Source organism: Streptomyces spectabilis, from assembly GCF_008704795.1.
Taxonomy (GTDB): domain Bacteria; phylum Actinomycetota; class Actinomycetes; order Streptomycetales; family Streptomycetaceae; genus Streptomyces; species Streptomyces spectabilis.
In genome coordinates, this window is record NZ_CP023690.1 from 8966860 (window position 1) to 8987852 (window position 20993).

21 protein-coding genes are annotated in these 20993 nt (G+C 74.3%); 10 read left to right on the forward strand and 11 right to left on the reverse strand.

Annotated features, from left to right (window positions below):
• Window positions 1-19: 19 nt before the first annotated feature.
• Window positions 20-1210, reverse strand: coding sequence for a glycosyltransferase (locus tag CP982_RS38055; RefSeq protein WP_150514655.1), 1191 nt, complete (start codon window positions 1208-1210; stop codon window positions 20-22).
• Between the two features lie 58 nt (window positions 1211-1268).
• Between CP982_RS38055 and CP982_RS38060 the strand changes: the two genes are divergently transcribed.
• Together CP982_RS38060 and CP982_RS38065 are read left to right on the forward strand one after the other, a co-directional pair.
• Complete coding sequence (locus CP982_RS38060; RefSeq protein WP_170316579.1) at window positions 1269-2069, forward strand: glutamate racemase; 801 nt, start codon at window positions 1269-1271, stop codon at window positions 2067-2069.
• 126 nt (window positions 2070-2195) lie between these two features.
• Window positions 2196-2753, forward strand: coding sequence for a hypothetical protein (locus CP982_RS38065; protein WP_150514656.1), 558 nt, complete (start codon window positions 2196-2198; stop codon window positions 2751-2753).
• A gap of 32 nt (window positions 2754-2785) precedes the next feature.
• Here the strand turns inward: CP982_RS38065 and CP982_RS38070 are convergent, their stop codons facing one another.
• Window positions 2786-3823, reverse strand: coding sequence for an O-antigen ligase family protein (locus CP982_RS38070; RefSeq protein WP_150514657.1), 1038 nt, complete (start codon window positions 3821-3823; stop codon window positions 2786-2788).
• A gap of 214 nt (window positions 3824-4037) precedes the next feature.
• Between CP982_RS38070 and lnt the strand changes: the two genes are divergently transcribed.
• From lnt to CP982_RS38085, 3 genes are all read left to right on the forward strand, one after another.
• A complete protein-coding gene (gene lnt, locus CP982_RS38075; protein WP_150514658.1) occupies window positions 4038-5630 on the forward strand; it encodes an apolipoprotein N-acyltransferase in 1593 nt (530 codons plus the stop codon).
• A gap of 10 nt (window positions 5631-5640) precedes the next feature.
• Window positions 5641-6111, forward strand: coding sequence for an NUDIX hydrolase (locus tag CP982_RS38080; protein WP_150514659.1), 471 nt, complete (start codon window positions 5641-5643; stop codon window positions 6109-6111).
• Between the two features lie 120 nt (window positions 6112-6231).
• Window positions 6232-6939, forward strand: a complete 708-nt coding sequence (locus CP982_RS38085) for a hypothetical protein (protein ID WP_150514660.1) — start codon at window positions 6232-6234, stop codon at window positions 6937-6939.
• Between the two features lie 40 nt (window positions 6940-6979).
• On the opposite strand, the gene CP982_RS38090 is transcribed toward CP982_RS38085, so the two are convergent.
• The 6 genes from CP982_RS38090 to CP982_RS38115 all read right to left on the reverse strand — a co-directional run bounded on the left by CP982_RS38090 (window position 6980) and on the right by CP982_RS38115 (window position 12451).
• Window positions 6980-7456 carry a GerMN domain-containing protein gene (locus tag CP982_RS38090; protein ID WP_150514661.1) on the reverse strand — a complete coding sequence of 159 codons (477 nt, stop codon included), beginning with the start codon at window positions 7454-7456 and terminating at the stop codon, window positions 6980-6982.
• Complete coding sequence (locus CP982_RS38095) at window positions 7453-8889, reverse strand: sensor histidine kinase (protein ID WP_150514662.1); 1437 nt, start codon at window positions 8887-8889, stop codon at window positions 7453-7455. The genes CP982_RS38090 and CP982_RS38095 overlap by 4 nt, the downstream gene beginning before the upstream one ends.
• A complete protein-coding gene (locus tag CP982_RS38100) occupies window positions 8886-9578 on the reverse strand; it encodes a response regulator transcription factor (RefSeq protein WP_150514663.1) in 693 nt (230 codons plus the stop codon). The genes CP982_RS38095 and CP982_RS38100 overlap by 4 nt, the downstream gene beginning before the upstream one ends.
• The gene (locus CP982_RS38105) at window positions 9575-10225 is read right to left on the reverse strand and encodes a GerMN domain-containing protein (RefSeq protein ID WP_184924840.1); all 651 of its coding nucleotides are present in this window, start codon (window positions 10223-10225) and stop codon (window positions 9575-9577) included. The genes CP982_RS38100 and CP982_RS38105 overlap by 4 nt, the downstream gene beginning before the upstream one ends.
• Before the next feature lie 129 nt (window positions 10226-10354).
• Entirely contained in the window at window positions 10355-11608 is a 1254-nt protein-coding gene (locus tag CP982_RS38110) for an acyltransferase family protein (RefSeq protein WP_150514664.1), read from the reverse strand.
• 18 nt (window positions 11609-11626) lie between these two features.
• Window positions 11627-12451, reverse strand: a complete 825-nt coding sequence (locus CP982_RS38115; RefSeq protein ID WP_150514665.1) for an SGNH/GDSL hydrolase family protein — start codon at window positions 12449-12451, stop codon at window positions 11627-11629.
• Between the two features lie 180 nt (window positions 12452-12631).
• On the opposite strand from CP982_RS38115, the gene CP982_RS38120 reads away from it, so the two are divergent.
• Window positions 12632-13786, forward strand: a complete 1155-nt coding sequence (locus CP982_RS38120; protein WP_150514666.1) for a methyltransferase — start codon at window positions 12632-12634, stop codon at window positions 13784-13786.
• The gene (locus CP982_RS38125) at window positions 13786-14454 is read left to right on the forward strand and encodes an alpha-ketoglutarate-dependent dioxygenase AlkB family protein (protein ID WP_150514667.1); all 669 of its coding nucleotides are present in this window, start codon (window positions 13786-13788) and stop codon (window positions 14452-14454) included. Before CP982_RS38120 ends, CP982_RS38125 begins: the two co-directional genes overlap by 1 nt.
• Before the next feature lie 13 nt (window positions 14455-14467).
• Here the strand turns inward: CP982_RS38125 and CP982_RS38130 are convergent, their stop codons facing one another.
• A complete protein-coding gene (locus CP982_RS38130) occupies window positions 14468-16264 on the reverse strand; it encodes a DnaA ATPase domain-containing protein (RefSeq protein WP_170316580.1) in 1797 nt (598 codons plus the stop codon).
• A 158-nt stretch (window positions 16265-16422) separates the two neighbouring features.
• Between CP982_RS38130 and CP982_RS38135 the strand changes: the two genes are divergently transcribed.
• Window positions 16423-16659: a hypothetical protein gene (locus CP982_RS38135; RefSeq protein WP_150514668.1), complete on the forward strand. Its 237-nt coding sequence runs from the start codon at window positions 16423-16425 to the stop codon at window positions 16657-16659.
• Here CP982_RS38135 and CP982_RS38140 read toward each other — a convergent pair whose 3' ends face one another.
• Together CP982_RS38140 and CP982_RS38145 are read right to left on the reverse strand one after the other, a co-directional pair.
• Window positions 16660-17433, reverse strand: coding sequence for a 2OG-Fe(II) oxygenase (locus CP982_RS38140; protein ID WP_150514669.1), 774 nt, complete (start codon window positions 17431-17433; stop codon window positions 16660-16662).
• Entirely contained in the window at window positions 17430-17927 is a 498-nt protein-coding gene (locus tag CP982_RS38145) for a methylated-DNA--[protein]-cysteine S-methyltransferase (protein WP_150514670.1), read from the reverse strand. Before CP982_RS38145 ends, CP982_RS38140 begins: the two co-directional genes overlap by 4 nt.
• 359 nt (window positions 17928-18286) lie before the next feature.
• On the opposite strand from CP982_RS38145, the gene CP982_RS38150 reads away from it, so the two are divergent.
• Together CP982_RS38150 and CP982_RS38155 are read left to right on the forward strand one after the other, a co-directional pair.
• Window positions 18287-18820 (forward strand): hypothetical protein, encoded by a 534-nt coding sequence (locus CP982_RS38150; RefSeq protein ID WP_150514671.1) that lies wholly within the window; start codon window positions 18287-18289, stop codon window positions 18818-18820.
• 124 nt (window positions 18821-18944) lie between these two features.
• On the forward strand, window positions 18945-20975 hold the full coding sequence (locus CP982_RS38155; protein WP_150514672.1) for an NADPH-dependent 2,4-dienoyl-CoA reductase: 2031 nt from the start codon (window positions 18945-18947) through the stop codon (window positions 20973-20975).
• The last annotated feature ends 18 nt before the right edge of the window (window positions 20976-20993 follow it).

Sequence of the window (20993 nt, forward strand, 5' to 3'; positions counted from 1 at the left end):
GGCACGTCGGAGGCGCCGGTCACGGCCGCGAGTCGGGAGCCGCCTCGGGGTGGGTTTCGGGCCGCGCGTACGTCCGGCCCTTCCACGCCGCGCCCCGCCCCCGGTAGTGCTGCACCGCGGAGTCCACCGTCATCAGCAGATACAAGAAAGCGGTGGCGGGCAGCGTGAGCGCGAGCCACAGCGGCTGGCGGTAGTAGCGCAGCATCGGCAGGTACGTCGCCGTCATGACGAGCCAGGCGAGGCCGCCGAGGACCGCGGCGGAGGCGTCGCCCACGGCCAGGCCCACGGCCACGGCGACTGGCGGCACCAGGTAGATCACCGCGAGCCCCGCCACCGTCCCGACGAGCACCGCGGGGTTGTGGCGCAGCTGGGCGTACGCGCTGCGGGCCACCATCCGCCACAGGTCCGCGAGGCGCGGATAGGGGCGCACGCTGTCGACGCGATCGGCGAGTCCCAGCCAGATGTGCCCGCCGCTCCGCTTGACCGCCCGGGCCAGGGCCACGTCGTCGATCACGGCGTGCCGGATGGCGTCCGGCACCCGCGCCCGCTCGGCGGCGTCCGCGCGCAGCAGCACACAGCCACCGGCCGCGGCGGCGGTCCGCCCGCCCTCGCGTGCGATCCAGCGGAACGGATACAGCTGTGCGAAGAAGTAGACGAACGCCGGGACGACCAGGCGCTCCCAGACACTGGCCACCCGGAGCCGTGCCATCTGCGACACCACGGCGAAGCCGCCGGACTCCGCGGCGGCCACCAACTCCCGCAGGCTGTCGGGCTCATGGGCGATGTCCGCGTCCGTGAGCAGCAGGTACTCCGGCTCACGCGCGCGTGCCAGGCCGATGCCGTGCCGCACGGCCCACAGCTTGCCCGTCCAGCCCGGCGGCGGTTCGCCCGGCGAGCCGACGGTCAGCGGCAGTCCGCCGTGCCGCTCGGACAGCTCCCGCGCGACCTCCTCGGTGCCGTCGGTGCTGCCGTCGTCGACGAGGAACACCTCGGCGTGCCCCGGATAGTCCTGCGCGAGCAGCGACGGCAGGCTGGCGGGCAGTACCCCGGCCTCGTCCCGCGCGGGGACGACGACCGCCACCGCCGGCCATCGCTCCGGCTCGCGCCGGGGTGGCAGGCGCAGGTCCGTGCGCCAGAAGAAGCCCTGTCCGACCAGCAGCCACAGCCACGCGGCGAGCGAGGCGGCGGAGATCCACGCAACGGCACTCATCCGCCGCAGTCTGCCCCACGGTGACCGGGTCGTGCGGCCCATCGTCTAAGGTGACCGGGTGAAGATCGCGCTCATGGACTCCGGTATCGGACTGCTCGCCGCGGCGGCCGCGGTACGGCGCCTGGCCCCGGGCACCGATCTCGTACTCTCCTCGGACCCGGACGGCATGCCCTGGGGCCCCCGCGACACCGCGGACCTCACGGAGCGGTCCCTCGCGGTCGCCGCGGCCGCCGCCGCGCACCGCCCGGACGCGCTGATCGTGGCCTGCAACACCGCGACCGTGCACACGCTGCCCGCCCTGCGCGCCCGCTTCGAGCCGGACCTGCCGGTCATCGGCACCGTTCCCGCGATCAAGCCCGCCGCGGCAGGGGGTGGGCCGATCGCCATCTGGGCCACCCCGGCGACCACCGGCAGCCCCTACCAGCGCGGCCTCATCGAGGAGTTCGCCGACGGCGTCGACGTCACCGAGGTGCCCTGCCCGGGCCTTGCCGACGCCGTGCAGTGGGCCGACGAGGCCGCCATCGACCGGACGATCGCGGCGGCCGCCGCCCTCACCCCGCCCGAGGTAAGGGCCGTCGTCCTGGGCTGCACCCATTACGAGCTGGTCGCGGAGCGCATCCGCGCCGCCGTCCAGCGGGCGGACCGGCCGCCGCTCGTCCTGCACGGCTCGGCCGGGGCGGTCGCCGCCCAGACGCTGCGCCGCATCGGCGAGGTGCCGGGCGCGCGTCCGGCGGCCGGAGGCGGCCACGGCGGCGTCAGGGTGCTCCTCAGCGGGCGCGAGGCCCCGCTGCCGCCCGCCGCCCTGGCGTACGCAGAGGGACGCCTCCTGGCGTCGGCGAGCCCGGCCCTGAAGGGCTGAGATCCGGCCCTGAAGGGCTGAGACGGACCCTCCCACCGGGAATCCTGGTGTTCGGAGTGTCCGGCCGGAGAGGTAACTCTCCGCGACGCGGTGCCTTCGCCGCGGATCGTGAGTAACCTCGATTCCATGACGGACCCCGCCCACGGCGAACGGGCTGCCGCCGACGATCAGCCCGAGATCTGGACCGGACGCGCGTCGAACCGCGTCCAGTGGCTGCTGGCCTGCGCCGGCGCGGCCTGCCTCGCGCTGGGGATCGACCTGGCCGTGGAGTCCCTGTGGCCCGCGGGCATCCTGCCGCTGGTCATGTCCATCGTCGGCTGCATCGCGGTCGGCCTGCTGATGCTCTTCGGCACCCTCGCCTTCGTCCACGTGGCCGTGAAGGTCGACAAGGAGTGCCTGGAGGTGCGCTGCGGCCACATCGGCGTGCCGCGCCGCCGCATCCCGCTCTCGCACGTCGTGGGCGCCGACTTCGCGCCCGCCGTCACGCCGCGGCACTGGGGCGGCTGGGGCTACCGCTGGCGGCCCGAGCAGGGCACCGCCGTCATCGTGCGGCGCGGCGAGGGCGTCGTCCTGCAGCTGGGGGACGGCCACAAGTTCACGGTCACCGTGGACAACGCGGAGAGCGCGGTCCGGGTCATCCGTGACCACCTGCGCCTGACGCCTCCTCCCGCGTCCACGGTCTGAGCTGCCGCCTCGGGGCCCGAGCCACCGGCCCGCTAGTGGCCGTCCGCCTCCCCGCCGTCCTGCAACGGCCGTGCCGTCGCGATGCCCGCGAGCAGGCCCGCGCCCGCCGTCACGGACGTCACGCTCAGCGCGTTGCCGAGCGTGGCCACCGCGGCCACGGAGGTCAGGGCCGCGCCCGCCGTCAGGACGACCGCGGTGGAGCGCGGCGAGCGCCACAGCGCGAACAGGAGCCAGGCGAACGCCGCCGTGAGCAGCGCCACCCCGGTGAAGCCCTGCTCGGCCGCCTGCTGGAGCAGCGCCGAGTGCGGTCTGCCGTCCTGGAGCAGGCCCTCCATCACACTCGGTGACGCGTCGCCGAACCGCCCCGGGCCCACCCCGAACGCCGGATGAGCGCCCACCAGGTCCCCGGCGTCCCGCCAGAGCCGCACCCGGTGCGGGCCGAGCTGGCCCTCCAGGGAGGCGGTCAGACCGCGGGGGAGCACGTCCTCGGCGATGGCCCAGGACGCCCCGGCCACCAGGACCGAGGCGAGCGCGAACCCCGCGAGGCCCAGCGTCCTGCGGGTCAGGGACGCCGCGAGCGAGCACAGCACGATCCCGGCGCAGGCGAGGAAGCCCGCCGTGGAGCCGAGGGCCGCCGCGCAGCCCACGACGCCGAGGGCGGCGAGGCGCAGACACAGCCGGAGCGCGGGACCGCGTGCCGCCCAGGCCGCGCAGCAGATCGCGCCCGCCGACAGGCTCAGGAGCGCGGCGGTGGCGCCGATGGGGCCGAGCGGCGAGGAGCTGGCGGGGCCGGGAGTGACGTGCGGCGCCGCGGCCGCGAGACAGACCCCCGCGAGCGCCCCGGCGCACGGGGCGGCCACCGGCAGGAGCGCTCCCGTGATGCGCCCGCCCGCGTACCCGGCGGCGACCGCGAGGATCGCGAGCAGCACGCCGTCCGGCCGCCCGCCGCCGAGCGCCGAAGTGATCAGTGCCCAGGCCGCGCACGCCGCGAGGACCGCCAGACCGCTCGCGTCGGCCACTCCGTGCCGCTCGCCGGCCCGCTCGGCCGTCACCGCCCCCGTCGACCCCAACCCGCCCCCCGAATGTCCGCGGGCCCCCGCCGTGCGGCAGCGCGTTCCAGCCGCTCGTCAGGGACTGCGGGACACCGTAGCGGCTGCCGAGGGGAATTGTGGATGTCTTGCGCAGAAACGATCTAGCAGATGTGTGGACGGGGCGCTCGGGGTGCCCGCGCGCGGGTGCCGACCGCGCTGTCCGCGCCCAGGTGGCGAGCCGTAGACTCCCCGAGTGACCGCCACCACCGCTCCCACCGAGACGTCGGAGCAGACCGCATCGCAGCCCGGACCGGAAACCCGCGCGGAGCGGGTGCGGCGACGGCTGGTTCCGGCCGTCGCCGCGGTGCTCTCCGGCGTCCTGCTCTACCTCAGCTTCGCGCCGCGCGAGCTGTGGTGGCTCGCGCCCTTCGCCTTCGCCCTGTGCGGCTTCGTCCTGCACGGCAGGAGGCCCCGTTCGGGGTTCCGCCTCGGCCTGCTGATGGGGCTCGGCTACTTCGTGCCGCTCCTGTCGTGGACGGGCGTCGACGTGGGGCCGCTGCCGTGGCTCGCCCTCGCCGTCGCCGAAGCGCTGTTCATCGGTCTGGCGGGCCTGGGCATCGCCTCGGTGTCGCGGCTCCCGGCGTGGCCGCTGTGGGCCTCCGGAGTGTGGCTCCTGTCCGAGGCGGCGCGGGCGCGCTTCCCCTTCGAGGGCTTCCCGTGGGGCAAGGTCGCCTTCGGCCAGCCCACTGGCGTGTTCCTGCCGCTCGCCGCGCTCGGCGGGACGCCGCTGCTCGGTTTCGCGGTGGTCCTGAGCGGCTTCGGGCTCGCCGACGTCGTGCGCCGTCTGCGGGCCGCGCCCCGGGCCCGGGACCGAGCCGTGCTGACCGCGGCCGCGCTCACGGTCGCGCCCGTGGCCGCCGGGGCCGCCGCCGCACCGCTGGTGTCCACGGCGGCGGAGCACGGCACCGCCACGGTCGCCGTCATCCAGGGCAACGTGCCGCGCATGGGCCTGGACTTCAACGCCCAGCGCCGGGCCGTGCTCGACCACCACGTCCGGGAGACGCTGCGCCTGGCCGCCGAGGTCAAGGCGGGCAAGGCCAAGCAGCCCGACCTGGTCCTGTGGCCGGAGAACTCCTCCGACATCGACCCGTTCACCAACTCCGACGCCTACGCGGAGATCGACAAGGCGGCGAAGGCCATCGGCGCCCCCGTCTCCGTCGGCGCCGTCGTCGCGGCGAAGGACGGCAAGCCCCGCAACCGGCAGATCCTCTGGGACCCCGAGACGGGCCCCGGGGCCTCGTACGACAAGCGCCACCTCCAGCCGTTCGGCGAGTACATGCCCTACCGGAGCTTCTTCAGGATCTTCAGCTCGGACGTCGACCGCGCCGGTGTCTTCGAACCCGGCACGAAGCCGGTCGTGTTCGACATGGCGGGCACCGAGGTCGGGCCCGTGACCTGCTACGAGGCGGCGTTCGACGACGTGGTGCGGGACCAGGTGAACGAGGGCGCGCAGATCCTGTCCGTGCCGAGCAACAACGCCACGTTCGAGCGCAGCCAGATGACGTACCAGCAGCTGGCCATCGACCGGGTGCGCGCGGTCGAGCACGGCCGGGCCGTCATGGTCCCGGTGACCAGCGGGGTGAGCGCCGTGATCCGCCCGGACGGCACCGTCGCCCAGCGCACCGGGATGTTCACCGCGGAGTCGCTGGTCGCGGACGTGCCCAAGCGCAGCTCGAAGACGCCCGCGACGAAGCTCGGGGTGTGGCCCGAGGTGTTTCTGGCCGGTCTGGGAGTGGCCGGAATCGGCTGGGTGATCGCGCGCAGGCGGGCCGGTACCGGCAGTTAGGGTGCTGATCATGGCTACTCCGGATTTCATCAAGACCCTGCGCGCCGACGTGGGCCACCAACTGCTGTGGCTCCCCGGAATCACCGCGATCGTCTTCGACGACGAGGGCCGGGTCCTGCTCGGACGGCGCGCGGACAACGGGAAGTGGTCGGTGATCGGCGGCATCCCGGAGCCGGGCGAGCAGCCCGCCGAGTGCGCCGAGCGGGAGGTCTTCGAGGAGACGGCCGTGCGGTGCGTGGCCGAGCGCGTGGTCCTCGTGGAGACCCTGGAGCCCGTCACCTACCCCAACGGCGACGTCTGCCAGTTCATGGACATCACCGTCCGCTGCCGGGCCGTGGGCGGTGAGCCCCGCGTCAACGACGACGAGTCCCTGGAGGTCGGCTGGTTCGCGCTTGACCGGCTTCCCGAGCTGCACGAGACCGGTCTGTTCCGCATCAAGCAGGCCATGGCGGACGGGCCGACCTGGTTCGCCCGCGACTGAGCCGGGCCCGGGGCCCCGTGGTGGCCGCCCCGGACAGCGTGTAGCCTGCACGGATATTGACGGATGCTGTCCGTGCGGCGCCCCCGAGGCGCCGCCGAACCACTGAGGCAGGGACGGGAGTTGAGCCGGAAGACCTATGGAGTCGTGCTGCGGGGGGTCGCCTGCGCGCTCGTCGCCTGGCAGGTCTGGCTCGTGTGGCATCTGAGCACGTACGACGCCGCCAGCGCCGGCTGGTCCTGCTACGACGACGTGGGCTGCGGCAGCGACCAGATGGTGGCCCTGGCCCCGGAGCTCGGCATCGGCGCGGCCGTACTGCTCGGCTTCCTCTCCGCCCGGTTCCTGCACCGGGCGACGGTGGGCGTGGTGATCGCCCTCAGCGCGCTCGCCGCCGTCGCGGGCTGGTACGACGCGATGGACGACGGCCGAGTCTCGTACGGCACGGTCACCGACTTCATGCTGCTCGCGCCGGTCGGGCGGTACTCCGTGACGGCCTGGCTGGCGTTCTCGTGGTCGGTGGCGGCCGTCGGCGGGCTCGTCGCGGTGTGGGGCGCCGTCGTGAGCCTGCGCAGGACCGCCGCGCTGCGCCGGGTGCGCTCCGGGTTCACCACGGCCGAGGCCCAGTTGGAGGGCTGGCGGCCGGTGCGCGGCAGGCGCGGCGAGGTCACGGTGGTCTTCCACGACCACCTCGGCACACGCCACGCCGTCCCCGTGATCGTGGACCGCGCGGCCCTCGACCGCCCCGTCCTCGCGGTGTACGACCCCGAACACCCGACCGACCCCGACCGCACCCGCGTCGCAATGCCCCGACAGCGACCGCGACGCTCCTGATGAGGCGCGCCCTGCGGCCGCTGCTCGGTGTCGTTTCTGCCTAGCGTGTGCATCTTTCCGTGGTCGGTGGGCCGTCGGCTGGGGGGTGGAGGCGGACCTTGGTGGTGCGGGATCCGTCGGCGGCCGTGCATACGAGCTGGCGCAGGGCGGTGCGGCCCGGCGTCCAGGTGGGAGGTAGGTACAGGTCGGCCGTCCCGTGCGCGTCCACGGTCAGGGTCGGGCCGGCGCCGGTGGCGGGCACGAAGCTGATCAGGCCCCGGGCGCGCTCGGCCGCGTCGGGGCCCCGGACCAGTTCGTCGATGGCCCGCTGTCGTGCGTCGGGGCCGCGGTAGAGGCGCGAGACGCGCTCCAGACCGGTGGCGGAGTAGAAGTACACGTGCACGGCGGGTGCGGAGCGGTCGTGTGCGCGGGGCATTCCGGAGGCCGCGGGTCCGGCCGGGTCCGGGCCGGTGTCGTCGATGCCGCAGGCGGTCAGGGCCGCGGCGAGCAGCAGGGCCAGGGCGGTGGGGCGCCTCATGCGGGGTCCCGGGGCAGGGTGAGGGTGAACACCGCCCCGCCGCCGGGGGCGTTGGCGGCCGTGAGGGTGCCGCCGTGCAGGCGCGCGTTCTCGGCGGCGATGGCCAGGCCGAGGCCGCTGCCCTCGCTCCGGGTGCGGGAGGCGTCGCCCTTGGTGAAGCGGTCGAAGACGTGCGGCAGGACGTTCTCGGGGATGCCGGGCCCCTCGTCGGTGACGGTGAGGACGAGCGCGTCCCCGACGGCCCCGGCCCGTACGCGTACGGGGACCGAGGGGCCGCCGTGGCGCAGGGCGTTGCCGACCAGGTTGGCGAGGACGACGTCCACGCGGCGCGGGTCGACGCGGGCGCGCAGCCCCGTCGGCACGTCCACAGCGACCCGGTCCTGCCAGTGCCGCAGGCCCAGGGTCTTGCCGACGAGCTCGCCGACGTCGATCTCGTCGAGGTGCAGGGCGGCGGCGCCCGCGTCGAACCGGGAGATCTCCATCAGGTCCTCGACCATGCGGCCGAGCCTGCGGGTCTCGTCGGCGACCAGCTCCAGCGCCTCCGCGGTCTCCGGGCGCAGGTCCCCGGCGGCGGCGTCCGCGTCGAGCACGCCGGTCACGGCGGTCATCGCGGCGAGCGGCGTGCGCAGTTCGTGGGACACGTCGGCGGCGAACCGGCGCGCTTTGGCCTCCATGCTCCGCAGGGTGGCGGCGTCGGTCTGGAGGGTCGCGGCCATCGTGTTGAAGGTGCGGCCCAGGTCGGCGAGTTCGTCGTCGCCGACGACGGTGATGCGGGTGTCCAGGGCGCCCGCGGCCATGTCCTCGGCGGCCGAGCGCAGTCGGCGTACCGGGCGCAGGACGCGGCGGGCGGCGAGCAGAGCGGGAACGGCGGACAGGATCACGACGGGTACGACGCCCGCGCGGGCGGCGGAGACGAGGGTGTCGACGTCCCGGCTCTGCGACGCCAGGGAGAAGGACGCGTACACGACGAGTCCGGAGGGCCGGGACGGCTCTTCCGCGCGGGTGACCGGCAGGGCGATGGCGAGCCAGGGCGTCCCGTCGTGGTGGAAGCGCTGGGCGACGGCGCCGCGGGCGGTGCCGCCGGTGGCGCGCAGCCGGGCGGGCAGCGCTGGGGCCGGAGCCGCCACGGCGACGGGGGCGCCGCCGCGGAAGGCGGCCGCGGTGCGCCAGCCGCGCGCGCCGTTGGCACGGTCCAACTGGAGCACGAGGGCGCGCAGGTCCGCGTCCTCGGGGGAGGCCGGCAGGTCCGGGGCAAGCGAGTCGACCTGGGTGCGCAGGTCGTGCACGGCGCTGTCCTGGGCCCGGTCGAGGATCGCGGCGCGCGCCTGCCGGAAGGTCAGGGCGGCCGTGGTCAGGGCGCTGAGCGCGGACACGAGGACGAACGCGACCACGAGCCGGGTGCGCAGCCCCCGCGGGACGACCCTGCGCCTCACAGCGGGCCGAACCGGTAGCCGAACCCGCGCACCGTCTGGACGTAGCGCGGCCGTCGCGGGTCGTCCTCGATCTTGGCGCGCAGCCGTTTCACGCACGCGTCGACGAGGCGGGCGTCCGCGTAGTAGCTGTGCTCCCAGACCTGCTCCAGGAGTTGCTGGCGGCTGAAGGTGGCCTCCGGCGACGCGGAGAGGAAGAGCAGGAGCTTGAGTTCGGAGGGGGCCAGGGTGAGTTCGGTGCCGTGCTTGGCCACGCGCAGCGCGCTCCGGTCGAGGTCCAGGTCGCCGTGGACCTCGGGCTTCCCTGGGGTCACCGAGGTGTGCGGGGGCGGGGCGAGGCGGCGCAGGACGGCGCGCATGCGGGCCTCGATGACCTCGTCGCTCGCGGGTTTGACGATGTAGTCGTCGGCGCCCGCCTCCAGGCCCACGACGACGTCCACGTCGTCGCTGCGCGCGGAGAGGATCACGATGGGCAGCTGGCTGATCTCGCGGATGCGGCGGCACACCTCCAGGCCGCTCATGCCGGGCAGCATCAGATCGAGCAGGACGATGTCCGGGGCGAAGGCGGTGAGCGACTCCAGGCCGTCCTCACCCGTGCCGACGGCCTCGGTCTCGTGTCCCCGGCGGCGCAGGCCGAGGGTGACGCCCCGGCGCACTCCGGGGTCGTCCTCGATCAGCAGGACGCGGGTCATGAGAGACCTTCACTTTCCACGACGTTCGACCTCTTGTCTCGGCGTCCCTCGGCGGAGAGCCGTTGTGCGGAGCCCGGCGCGGGACCGTTCGTACGCGGCGCGTCGGCGGGCGCGGCCGCACCGGTCTCGTCGCACCTGACGTGCCACGGGCTGCCGGTCAGGCCCGACTCGTGGACCCGTACGACCACGTCCACGGGTCGCTTCCCGCCGGGTACTCCGGGCGCGGCGGCGGCCGTGCACACCAGCTGGTTCACAGCTGTCCGCGCCAGCTCCGGCACCAGCCACGGCAGGTACAGGTCGACGGCTCCCGGGGCGGCCACGGCGCGCACCCGGTGCCGCCCCGACGGCAGCGCGGTGGTGATGCCGCGCGCCCGCTCGGCCGTGGTGGGGCCCGCGAGGAGCGCGTCCAGCGCCTGCTGGGGTCCGGCCCCGGCGGGCGCGGACCGGGTGACGGTCCAGGAGCCGTGCGGGGCGACGAGCGTGATGCGCAGGGTGCGGTCCGCGGTCTTCGTCGACGCCCCGCGCGCGGGCGCACCGGCGTGTCCGGGCCCGGAGTCCGCGATCCCGCAGCCGGAGAGCGCGAGCGCGGCGAGCAGCACGCAGGCGGATGCCGGACGTCCGGCCCGCCGCGGTGCTGCGCGCGTCATCGGCACGTGGTTCCCCTCCTGGAGCCGCCACCTCGTCCGGAAGCGCCTGCCTCAGGTGCTTCGTATCCGCCAGTTTGTCTCATTCGTGCGCCCTTCTCGCCGACCGCCGGATGCCATGGGCCCGCGCGTCTACGTCGCCTCCAGCCGCTCCACGTCCACCGTTCCCGCGCCCGGGTGGGGCTGCGGCACGAGGGCCCACACGCCCGCCGCCACGGCCGCCGCGGCGGCGAGCGCGACCAGGCCCCGCCGCCCGGCGGCCCACCGCGCGCGGAACCGCACCGGGTCCTCCACCAGGACCTTCGAGAGCACCGCCGCCCCCAGCGACACGGCGATCGCCAGCGCCGTGCGGCCCCGGCCGCCGACGCCGAGGACCTCGTCAGGCAGCAGCAGATACACCGGCCAGTGCCAGAGGTAGAGGCTGTACGACAGTTCACCCAGGCGGCGGGGGACGGCGCTGCCGAGCAGGCGGCCCACGCGCCCGTCGGGGGCGGCGGCGAGCAGCGCGATGAGCAGCGCGCAGGCCAGGGAATGCGTAAAGAGGCCGCCCCGGAAGAGGCCCGGCGCGTGCTGACCCTCGGTCAGCGCCCACGCCGCCGCGAGCCCGCAGACCAGCAGGGCACACGCGGCACCCGCGAGCCGCGCCGGGACGCGGGCGATCAGGCCCCGCACGGGCGCGGTGGCCACGAGCGCGCCGAGCAGCAGCGCGAAGGCGCGCGTGTCGGTGCCCTCGTACGCCCGGGTGGTGTCCACGGCGTCGCCGAGGCGGAGCATCAGCAGGAGCGACACCAGCGCACCCGCTCCGGCGAGAACGGCGACGCGCCGCTCTCCTCCCCGGCCGCGCCCGGCGACAGCGACCACCAGCGGCCAGGCGGCGTAGAACTGCCACTCGACGGCGATGCTCCACAGATGGGCGAAGACGCGGGTGCCGGAAGCGTTCCAGTACCCGATCTGCTCGGTGACGAAGTGCCAGTTCACGGCCTGGGCGGCCACCCACGGCGCGTCGTCGAGGGCGAAACCCAGGACCGCCGGGGTGCCGAAGGCCCAGGTGAGCAGCAGGGTCACGGTGCCCATGACGGTCAGCGCGGGCAGCAGCCGCCGGGCCCGCCGCCCCCAGAACGCGGCCAGGTCCACGCGGCCCCGGCGCGCGGTCTCGCCGAGCAGCAGGCCCGTGATCAGGAAGCCGGACAGGACGAAGAAGAGGTCGACGCCGAGGAAGCCGCCGCCCAGGTGCCCCGCGTGGAACAGGAGGACGGCGAGGACGGCACACCCCCGCAGCCCGTCCAGCGGGGCGATGTGCCGCGCCCGGCCGCGGGCGGGCGGTGCGGCACGGCGGGCGCGACGGCCCGGCCGGGGCCGGGACGGAACGGACAGAAGCGGTCGCATGACGGTCCCGTGTGCCGCTCAGCCGCAGCCGAGCTTGCCGAACCGCTTGTCCGCGGTCCACTTGCCGTTCGCCCACTTCTCCAGCGCGGCGGGCTCGAATCCGAGCTCCTTGCCGAGCCGCCCGGTGAACCACTGGGCGAAGGCGGCCGAACCCTGCTGGCAGGAGTGGATGCCGTCCGATGAGCGCTGCGCTTTGCCGGCGGCGGCGTCCGTACCCCACAGGGCACCGGCGTCGAAGAAGCGCACCTTGCCGCCACCGGCGGCGGCGACCTGCTGCGCCGCCTTCGGCGCGGACCTGATCGCGGCCTCGTACTTCCGGTAGAAGTCGTCGATCTTGAAGGGCGGAGCGGAGACGAGGACGAGCTCGGCACCGGCCCGGCGCGCCGTCTTCGCCAGCTTCCCGTACGAGGCGCGCTGTTGGGCGGAGGTGCCCCAGTCGTAGGTGGTGATCTGGTAGGCGATGACGTTCGGCCGGAAGGACGCGATGTTCTCGGTGAGGTCCTTCCACGTCGTCCGGGCGATCTGGCCCGCCATCTTGTCCCCGGTGACGACGGTGCCGCCGCCGGTGGAGGACGCGTCCTTGAACGTCACTCCACTCGCCTCGAGCGCCGCGCCCAGGGCCGGAGCCTCGCTCCCGGCGATGGAGTCGCCCATCCACAGGACCTTCTTGCCGGTCTTGGCGGGGGTGCCGTCGGAGGCGCTCCGCCCGGGGGCGTCGTCGCCCGCGCCGCAGCCCGTGAGGGCCGCGGCCGTCGCGGCGGTGAGCAGGGCGGCGAGCAGGAGAGGGCGGCGACGGCGCGTGCGCCGGGCCCGCCGGGACGAGGTGTCGGTCTCGGTGTTCATGGCGCCAGGCAATCAGCGCGGATCACGGGCGAGAGCCGTTGTCATCGTCCGGTCACATGATGAGCGGGGTGCCGTCATGGAGGCCGCCCGCGCGGGACCGGGCAGCGAGGGCGCCGACGGCAGGGGCAGCCGTCGGCCGGGTCCGCGCCGCCGCGCACGGACCAGTAGCCTGAGGGCACGATGAACCGTTTGAGCACGTCATGGGGTGCGTACGACCTCACACGCTTCCCGGAGGACCCACGCGAGCAGCTGCGGGCCTGGTCCGCGGCCGACGCCTATCTGCTGCGGCACCTGGCGGGAGAGGAAGGCGGTGCGCCGGTCGGCCTCGACGGCACCGTGGCCGTGATCGGCGACCGGTGGGGGGCGCTGACCACGGCGCTCGCCGCGCACCGGCCCGTGCTGATCACCGACTCCTTCCTCGCCCGGCAGGCGACCCTCGCCAACCTGGAGCGGGCCGGGCACGCGCCGGACCCGGCCCGACTGCTGACGACGCGGGACACTCCGCCGGAGCGGATCGACGTCCTGCTGGTGCGGGTGCCCAAGAGCCTCGCGCTCCTGGAGGACCAGCTGCACCGGATCGCCCCCGCCCTGCACGCGGACACCGTCGTCGTCGGCACCGGCATGGTCACCGAGATCCACACCTCGACGCTCGAACTCTTCGAGCGGATCATCGGCCCGACGCGCACCTCGCTGGCCCGGCAGAAGGCCCGGCTGATCTTCACCACGCCGGACCCGGAGCGGGCCCGCGAGCCCAGCCCCTGGCCGCGCCGGTACGTCCTGCCCGTCGACTCCGGGGCGGGCGCGGGCCTGACCGCCGTCAACCACGCGGGCATCTTCTGCGCCGAACGCCTCGACATCGGCACGCGGTTCCTCCTCCAGCACCTGCCCGCGAGCCACGGCGACGCCCACGTCGTGGACCTGGGCTGCGGCAACGGCGTGCTCGGCACGGCCGCGGCGGCCGCCAACCCCGAGGCCCGGGTCACGTTCGTCGACGAGTCCTACCAGGCGGTCGCCTCGGCCGAGGCCACGTTCCGGGCCAACGCGTCCGCCGCGAAGGCCGAGTTCCTGGCCGGGGACGCGCTGACGGCGATGCCCGCCGCGTCCGTGGACCTGGTCCTGAACAATCCGCCCTTCCACAGCCACCAGGCCACGACCGACGCGACGGCCCTGCGGATGTTCCGCGGCGCCCGCACCGCGCTGCGGCCCGGCGGCGAGCTGTGGGTCGTCGGCAACCGCCACCTCGGCTACCACGTGCGGCTGAAGCGGCTGTTCGGCAACGTCGAAGTGGCCGCGAGCAACCGCAAGTTCGTGATCCTGCGGGCCGTCAAGCGCTGATGACCGACGAGCTGTTCCCGCGCGAGCGCGGCGAGGTGGCCCCGGGCGCGGTGCACGTGCCCGGCTGGCTCGGCATCGACCGCCAGCGCGAACTCCTCGCCGCCTGCCGGGAGTGGGCGCGCCCGCCCGCGGGCCTGCGCACCGTCCACCTGCCCGGCGGCGGCACGATGACCGCCCGCCAGGTGTGCCTCGGCCGGCACTGGTACCCGTACGGCTACGCGCGCACCGTCGTCGACGGCGACGGCGCGCCGGTGAAGCCGATGCCCGGGTGGCTCGCGGAGCTGGGGCGCGCGGCGGTGCGGGACGCGTACGGGGAGGCCGTCGCCGGTGCGGACGCGGGTGACTCGTCCGCGTTCGACATCGCGCTCGTCAACTACTACGACGCCGACGCCCGCATGGGCATGCACCGCGACAGCGACGAGAAGTCCGGCGCGCCGGTGGTGTCGCTGAGCATCGGGGACGCGTGCGTCTTCCGGTTCGGCAACACCGAGACGCGCTCGCGTCCGTACACGGACGTCGAGCTGCGCAGCGGCGACCTCATGGTGTTCGGCGGCCCGTCCCGTCTCGCGTACCACGGCGTCCCGCGGATCCACGCCGGTACGGCACCATCGGAGCTCGGCCTGACGGGGCGTCTGAACATCACGCTGCGGGTGAGCGGGCTCGACTGACGCGACGACCCCGTCAGTCGGCGGCGTCCATGATCCGGCGGGTGAGTTCGGTGATCTGGTTGAAGATGGAGCGGCGCTCGGCCATCAGCGCGCGGATCTTGCGGGCCGCGTGGTCCACGATGGCCGTGTCGTGCCGGTTGAAGAGCGCGCAGATCTTCGGCCGGGGCAGATCCGTCAGCTCGCAGCACAGGTAGATGGCGATCTGACGTGCCGTCACCAGGACCCGGCTCCGGGACGTTCCGCACAGGTCGTCCGCCGCCAGGCCGAAGTAGTCCGAGGTCTCGGTGATGATCAGCTGGCCGAACCGCTCCCCGCGCGACGGCGCGCGGTCGGGCACCAGGTCCTTGAGGGCGATCTCCGCCAGGCCGATGTCCACCGGCTGCTGGTTGAGGTTGGCGAACGCCGTCACCCGGTTCAGCGCGCCCTCCAGCTCCCGGATGCTGCGCGGGGTGCGGGTGGCGATGAATTCGAGCACCTCCGCCGGGGTGTCGAGCCCGTCGGCCGCGGCCTTGCGGTGCAGGAGCGCGACGCGCGTCTCCAGCTCGGGCGGCTGCATGTGGGTGATCAGGCCCCACTCCAGGCGGCCGCGCAGCCCTGCTTCGAGGTTCGTCAGCTGCTTGGGTGGCCGGTCCGAGGCGAGGACGAGCTGCTTGCCCGCTTCGTGGAGCGCGTTGAAGGTGTGGAGGAACTCCGCGTGCGTCGACCTGGTGTGCGCCAGGAAGTGGAGGTCGTCGACCAGCAGGATGTCCGCCTCTCGGTGGCCTCCCCGGGGCATGGAGAAGTCCTCCGCGTGCACGTACCGGACGTGCAGGTCGGGGTGGAGGTCGCGCGCGCAGTGCGCGGCGGCGTGCAGCAGATGCGTCTTGCCGATCCCCGAAGTGCCGTAGATGAACAGGGGGTTGTACGCCCGTCCGGGCCGCTTCGCGGCGGCGAGGGCGGCCGCGTTCGCGAAGCGGTTGGACTCACCGACGATGAAGGTGTCGAAGACGTAGCCGGGGTTCAGCGATCCCGGTGACGGGCTCCTGCCGGGCGGACGGGGGCGCGGCGGCGAGGGCGGAGCCGCTGCCGCGTGCGGCTCGCCGGGGGCGGCGCCCTCGGGGCCGCCATCGGGCTCCCGGCGGGCCTCCTGAGGGTGCGGGGCGTCGTCGTCCTGCCAGTGCTCCTCGGCCGCGATCAGCTGACGCTCCAGCTCCTCGCAGCGCTGCTCCGCCTCGACGCGGCGGGCGTGGGCGTCGCGGAGCTCCCCGCCGAGCGCCTCGACCTGCTGCATGAGGGACTGCCGTTCCCTGCGGAGCCCGGCCAGCTGGTCCTCGTACAGCTGGAGCACCTTGTCGGCGTCGGCGTGCTCGCGGCCCTGGTGCGCGCGCAGCTGTCCGATCTGTACCTCCAGGTCCGCCGCGCGGTGTTGCGCGTCGACCAACGCCCCTTCCAGCGCCCGCACAAGCGCCGCCGAGCGGGTCGACTGCCGGTCGGCCTCGGCCAGTTGGTCCTCCAGAAGCTGCACCCGGTGGAGCGGGGAGCCGCTGCGGGCCAGTGCCTCGCGATGCAGCCGGCGCAGCAGCTCCATGGCCTCGGGCGTGGGCGGCCTGCCCTGCCGCTCGGCCACGTCGTGGCAGAGGGAGTTGACGAACTCCCAGGTCGGGATGCGCGTGCCGTTGAGGAAGCGGGACAGGGACCCGGCGTCCCAGCTCCGCCGGGCCGCGTACCGGCGCACGCTGAGCCCGAGCCCGTCGAAGAGGCGGCGCAGCGCCTCGGCGAGCGCCCGTGACTCGTCGGGAAGCTGCCCGCCCAGCGGCACCAGGCTGCCCATGTCCCCTCCATGTGTTCCCTGACTGCTCCTGCCGCTCGGCGTTGCGACACGTGGCAACTGTGCCGCCTACCGCAACACTTCGCACCCTCGTCAGCCTGATTGCCGCCTGACACGACATCAGGCGGCAGACGGGGCAAGAGAATCAGAGAGGCACAGCGATGCACTTTCCACGGCGGCGAACCGACCTCGCCGCGTTCCTCGCGGTCCTGGTGACCGGAGTCGTCCTCATTCTGTGCGGGGTGAGGGCCGAGACGGTGTCGACCGTCGCGATCGGCCTGTCCACCCTGTACGCCGCCTGGCAGCGGCAGGAGGGCACGCCCCGGGCCCCGGACGCGCGGGACGCGTCCGGTCCTCGCCCGCCCGACAGCGGCGATCGGAGGCCGCCGGAGCGGTGACTACGCGTTGTGGAACACCAGGCCGAGGGAGCGCCGCAGGCCCGAGCGGACCGTGCTCACGCCGTGCCGGACCGGGGCCGCCGACCAGCCGCGGGCGGAGCGCACCGGGCGGTCGCGGGTGGTGAACACCAGGCCGTGCCCCTGCGGCAGCACGGTGACGGTGCCCCGGGACTGGGCCCGCGGGCGCTGCTCGACGAGCAGGAACTCGCCGCCGGTGTAGTCCTCGCCCTGGACGTCGAGGCCGATGACGACCTGGAGCGGAAAGACCAGCTCGCCGAAGAGGTCGCGGTGCAGCGCGTTCCAGTCGCCGGTCTCGTACCGCAGCAGGATCTGCGAGGACCGGGACTGGCCCGCGCGGTCGCAGCGGTCGAGCCACTCGTCGAGGTCGTCGGGCCACGGGGCGGGGCGGCCGAGGCGGGCCGCCCAGTCCCGGGCGATCGGCAGGAGCCGGGGGTAGAGGGCGGCGCGCAGCTCGGCGACCGGGCGCGGCAGGTCGTGGCCGAAGTAGCGGTACTGACCGGAGCCGAAGCGGTGCCGGGCCATGTCCACGGTCGCGCGGAACAGGTTCGCCTCGTCGTACAGAGCGGCGATCGACCGGCACGCGTCGGGGTCGAGCAGCGGGTGCGTCAGGGCGCAGCCGTGGGCGCCGAGCCCGGCGGCGACCCCCGGCCAGTCTGCGGCGGCGACCCGGGCGGCGGGTCCGGCGGTGGAGGGCCCGGCCAGGGAGGGCCCGGTCGCTCCCGGTGCCGCCGGGGCGGGCGTGGTCCTGGTCATGCCGTCTCCAGGTCCAGGAGCTGCCGCTTGCGCTCCAGACCGCCCGCGTAGCCGGTCAGCGAGCCGTCCGCGCCGATCACGCGGTGGCAGGGGCGCACCACGAGCAGCGGATTGCGGCCGATGGCGGTGCCCAGGGCGCGCACGGCGGCGCGGGACAGGCCGAGCCGCGCGGCGAGCGCCCCGTACGTGGTGGTGGTGCCGTACGGCACGGAGTCCAGGGCGTCCCAGACCTTGCGCTGGAAGTCCGTGCCGGACCCGGTGGCGTACTCGATCTCGAACTGCGTCAGGGCGCCCGCGAAGTACGCCCGCAGCTGGTCGGCGATCGCCGTGAACGCCTCGTCGTCACGGATCCAGGCGTCCTGGACGGCCGCCGCGCCCTTCTGCCCCGGCATCGAGAGCGAGGCGAGCGCCGTGCCGCCCTTGGCGGTGGCCGAGGGCTCGCCGACGAGCAGCAGGTCGCCCAGCGGGCTGTCGAGGGTGGTGTAGACGGTCATCGCGCCTGTCCTCTCCGATGGTCTGGCGGGTTCCGGATCCCCTCCGGAGGCTCGGAGGGGGTCGGGGGAGCGTGTCCTTGTGATCAGTCTGCGTCGCGCGCGAGGGCGCGGCTGGCGGTTTTCGGACACGACCCTCACGGGGTCCCGCGCACGTCGGCGGCCCGACGGCCGAACGCGGTGTCCCGGACCCGCGCGGCGTGGGCGACGGCGGGGGCGGCGGCGGGACGGGGCGGCGGCGAGAAGTCATCGGTCACGCGTGCGCCCGGGGATAACTAGCCGCTCCGGCCGGTAGTGATCAAGTGGGGAAAGGTCAGAGAGGCAGCTCGTTCTAGCCTTGTGCCGACCGAAGGGTGGGGAAGATGGACGTACCGAACGTCGTCGGGGACTGGCAGGAGTACCAGTCCGACGAACTGGCAGGGCTGCGCGTGCGGGTGCACGGCCTCAAGCGGGCCACTCCCAAGCGCGGCCGGGACGAGGACGCCAAGGGCCTGACCTACATCGCCTTCGACGTCACCTTCGAGAACCGCGGTTCCGAGTTCGTCACCATCGATCTGCACGACCACCCATGGCATTTCGACGTGCGCGTGGGCCGGGACGGACACGGGGCGTTCGTCGACGAGTACGGCTCGGTCGTCATCCGGGACTTCAATCTGTACCCGCAGCGCCGGGTGACGGCGACCCTCTACGCGGCGGCGCCCGTGGCCAAGCTCAAGCAGGTGGACGTCCAGGTCAGCCCGCGGCTCGACGGCGAACCGTCGTTCGGCTACGTGTGGGTGGGCGGCCTCGGCGTGCACGAGGCGTCGACGCGCGCGGGCGCCAGGGCGTCGACGGCCAAGGCGGGGGTGGCCAGCGAGGTGGAGCGGTTCCTCCAGGACAACGCGCAGGGGGAGTGAGGGGCGGCGGCCGGCCGCCAGGGTGTGAGCTGCGTCCCGCCCGTTGTGCAACTAGTTGCATAAGGGGTGGGGCTGGCCTACAACTGTCCTGACGACTTCGCGCTCCGCGTACGAAAGAGGCCGCATGGACTCCCAGAGCCGCTATCCGCACCTGCTCAGCCCGCTCGACCTGGGCTTCACCACGCTGCCCAACCGGGTCCTCATGGGCTCCATGCACGTGGGCCTCGAAGAGGCGCCGGGCGGGTTCGCGCGCATGGCCGAGTTCTACGCGACCCGGGCGCGCGGCGGCGTCGGCCTCATCGTCACCGGCGGCATCGCGCCGAACGAGGAAGGGCGCCCCTGGGAGGGCGGCGCCAAGCTCACCACCGAGGCGGAGGCCGAGCAGCACGCGCCGATCACCGCCGCCGTGCACCGCGAGGGCGGCAGGATCGCGATGCAGATCCTGCACTTCGGGCGGTACGCCTACCACGCGGACCTGGTCGCGCCGAGCGCGCTCCAGGCGCCGATCAGCCCGTTCCCGCCCCGCGCCCTGACGGCGGACGAGGTCGAGCGGACCATCGAGGACTTCGTCCGCACCGCCGAACTCGCCCGGCACGCGGGCTACGACGGCGTCGAGATCATGGGCTCCGAGGGCTATCTGATCAACGAGTTCATCGCGGCCCCCACCAACCGGCGGACCGACCGCTGGGGCGGCGCCTACGAGAACCGCATCCGCTTCCCCGTCGAGATCGTGCGCCGCACGCGCGAGCGCCTCGGCGACGACTTCATCATCGTCTACCGCCTGTCCATGCTGGACCTCGTGCCCGGCGGCTCCACGCTCGACGAGGTCGTCCAGCTGGCCAAGGAGATCGAGGCCGCGGGCGCCAGCATCATCAACACCGGCATCGGCTGGCACGAGGCGCGCGTGCCCACCATCGCGACCTCGGTGCCGCGCGGCGCCTACACCTTCGTCACCAAGAAGGTCATGGGCGAGGTGTCCGTGCCCCTGGTGACGACCAACCGCATCAACACCCCTGAACTCGCCGAGCAGTTGCTCGCCGACGGCGCCGCCGACATGGTCTCCCTCGCCCGCCCGCTGCTCGCCGACCCGGACTTCGTCGCCAAGGCGCGGCAGGGGCAGCCCGACGCCATCAACACCTGCATCGGCTGCAACCAGGCCTGCCTCGACCACACCTTCAACCTCCAGATCACCTCCTGTCTGGTGAACCCGCGCGCCTGCCACGAGACGGAGCTCGTCCTCGCGCCGACCCGCCGCAGGAAGCGCGTCGCCGTGGTCGGCGCGGGCCCCGCCGGACTCGCCTGCGCCGTCTCCGCCGCCGAGCGCGGCCACGACGTGACGCTCTACGACGCCGCGGCCGAGATCGGCGGCCAGCTGAACGTGGCCCGCAGGGTCCCCGGCAAGCAGGAGTTCGACGAGACGCTGCGCTACTACCGCACCCAGCTCGAACTGCGCGGCGTGGACGTGCGGTTGAACACCCGCGTGACGGTGGACCTGCTCACGGGCGCCGGGTACGACGACGTGGTGGTCGCCACCGGCGTCACACCCCGCACCCCGGACATCCCGGGCGTCGACCACCCGAGCGTCGTCGGCTATCTGGACGTGCTGCGCGACGGCGCGCCCGTCGGCGACCGGGTGGCGATCGTCGGCGCGGGCGGCATCGGCTTCGACGTCGCCGAGTACCTCACCGACAGCGGCGACAAGGCCAGCCTCGACCCGGCGACGTACTTCAAGCACTGGGGCGTCGACATGGACTACCGGGAGCGCGGCGGGCTCGCCGCGCCCGAGCGGCCCCTCTCGCCGCGCACCGTCCACCTCGTCCAGCGCAAGACGTCCAAGGTCGGCGGCGGCCTCGGCAAGACCACCGGCTGGATCCACCGCGCCGAACTGCGCCACCGGGGCGTCGAGATGGTCGCGGGCGCCCGCTACGACCGCATCGACGACGAGGGCCTGCACCTCACGGTCGACGGCGCCGCGCGCACGCTCCCCGTGGACACCGTGGTGCTCTGCACCGGCCAGGAACCCCGGCGCGACCTGTACGACGGCCTGCTGGCCGCGGGCGTGGCCGCGCACCTCATCGGCGGCGCCGACGTCGCCGCCGAGCTGGACGCCAAGCGCGCCATCAAGCAGGGCACGGAGCTGGCCGCCGCGCTGTGAGCGGCCGCGGCGCGGCCG

Coding starts and splice junctions, on each gene's coding strand:
- CP982_RS38055 (WP_150514655.1), bottom strand. CDS start 1,210: ATGAGTGCCGTTGCGTGGATCTCCGCCGCCTCGCTCGCCGCGTGGCTG.
- CP982_RS38065 (WP_150514656.1), top strand. CDS start 2,196: ATGACGGACCCCGCCCACGGCGAACGGGCTGCCGCCGACGATCAGCCC.
- CP982_RS38080 (WP_150514659.1), top strand. CDS start 5,641: ATGGCTACTCCGGATTTCATCAAGACCCTGCGCGCCGACGTGGGCCAC.
- CP982_RS38090 (WP_150514661.1), bottom strand. CDS start 7,456: ATGAGGCGCCCCACCGCCCTGGCCCTGCTGCTCGCCGCGGCCCTGACC.
- CP982_RS38100 (WP_150514663.1), bottom strand. CDS start 9,578: ATGACCCGCGTCCTGCTGATCGAGGACGACCCCGGAGTGCGCCGGGGC.
- CP982_RS38105 (WP_184924840.1), bottom strand. CDS start 10,225: ATGACGCGCGCAGCACCGCGGCGGGCCGGACGTCCGGCATCCGCCTGC.
- CP982_RS38110 (WP_150514664.1), bottom strand. CDS start 11,608: ATGCGACCGCTTCTGTCCGTTCCGTCCCGGCCCCGGCCGGGCCGTCGC.
- CP982_RS38115 (WP_150514665.1), bottom strand. CDS start 12,451: ATGAACACCGAGACCGACACCTCGTCCCGGCGGGCCCGGCGCACGCGC.
- CP982_RS38120 (WP_150514666.1), top strand. CDS start 12,632: ATGAACCGTTTGAGCACGTCATGGGGTGCGTACGACCTCACACGCTTC.
- CP982_RS38125 (WP_150514667.1), top strand. CDS start 13,786: ATGACCGACGAGCTGTTCCCGCGCGAGCGCGGCGAGGTGGCCCCGGGC.
- CP982_RS38130 (WP_170316580.1), bottom strand. CDS start 16,264: ATGGGCAGCCTGGTGCCGCTGGGCGGGCAGCTTCCCGACGAGTCACGG.
- CP982_RS38135 (WP_150514668.1), top strand. CDS start 16,423: ATGCACTTTCCACGGCGGCGAACCGACCTCGCCGCGTTCCTCGCGGTC.
- CP982_RS38140 (WP_150514669.1), bottom strand. CDS start 17,433: ATGACCAGGACCACGCCCGCCCCGGCGGCACCGGGAGCGACCGGGCCC.
- CP982_RS38145 (WP_150514670.1), bottom strand. CDS start 17,927: ATGACCGTCTACACCACCCTCGACAGCCCGCTGGGCGACCTGCTGCTC.
- CP982_RS38150 (WP_150514671.1), top strand. CDS start 18,287: ATGGACGTACCGAACGTCGTCGGGGACTGGCAGGAGTACCAGTCCGAC.
- CP982_RS38155 (WP_150514672.1), top strand. CDS start 18,945: ATGGACTCCCAGAGCCGCTATCCGCACCTGCTCAGCCCGCTCGACCTG.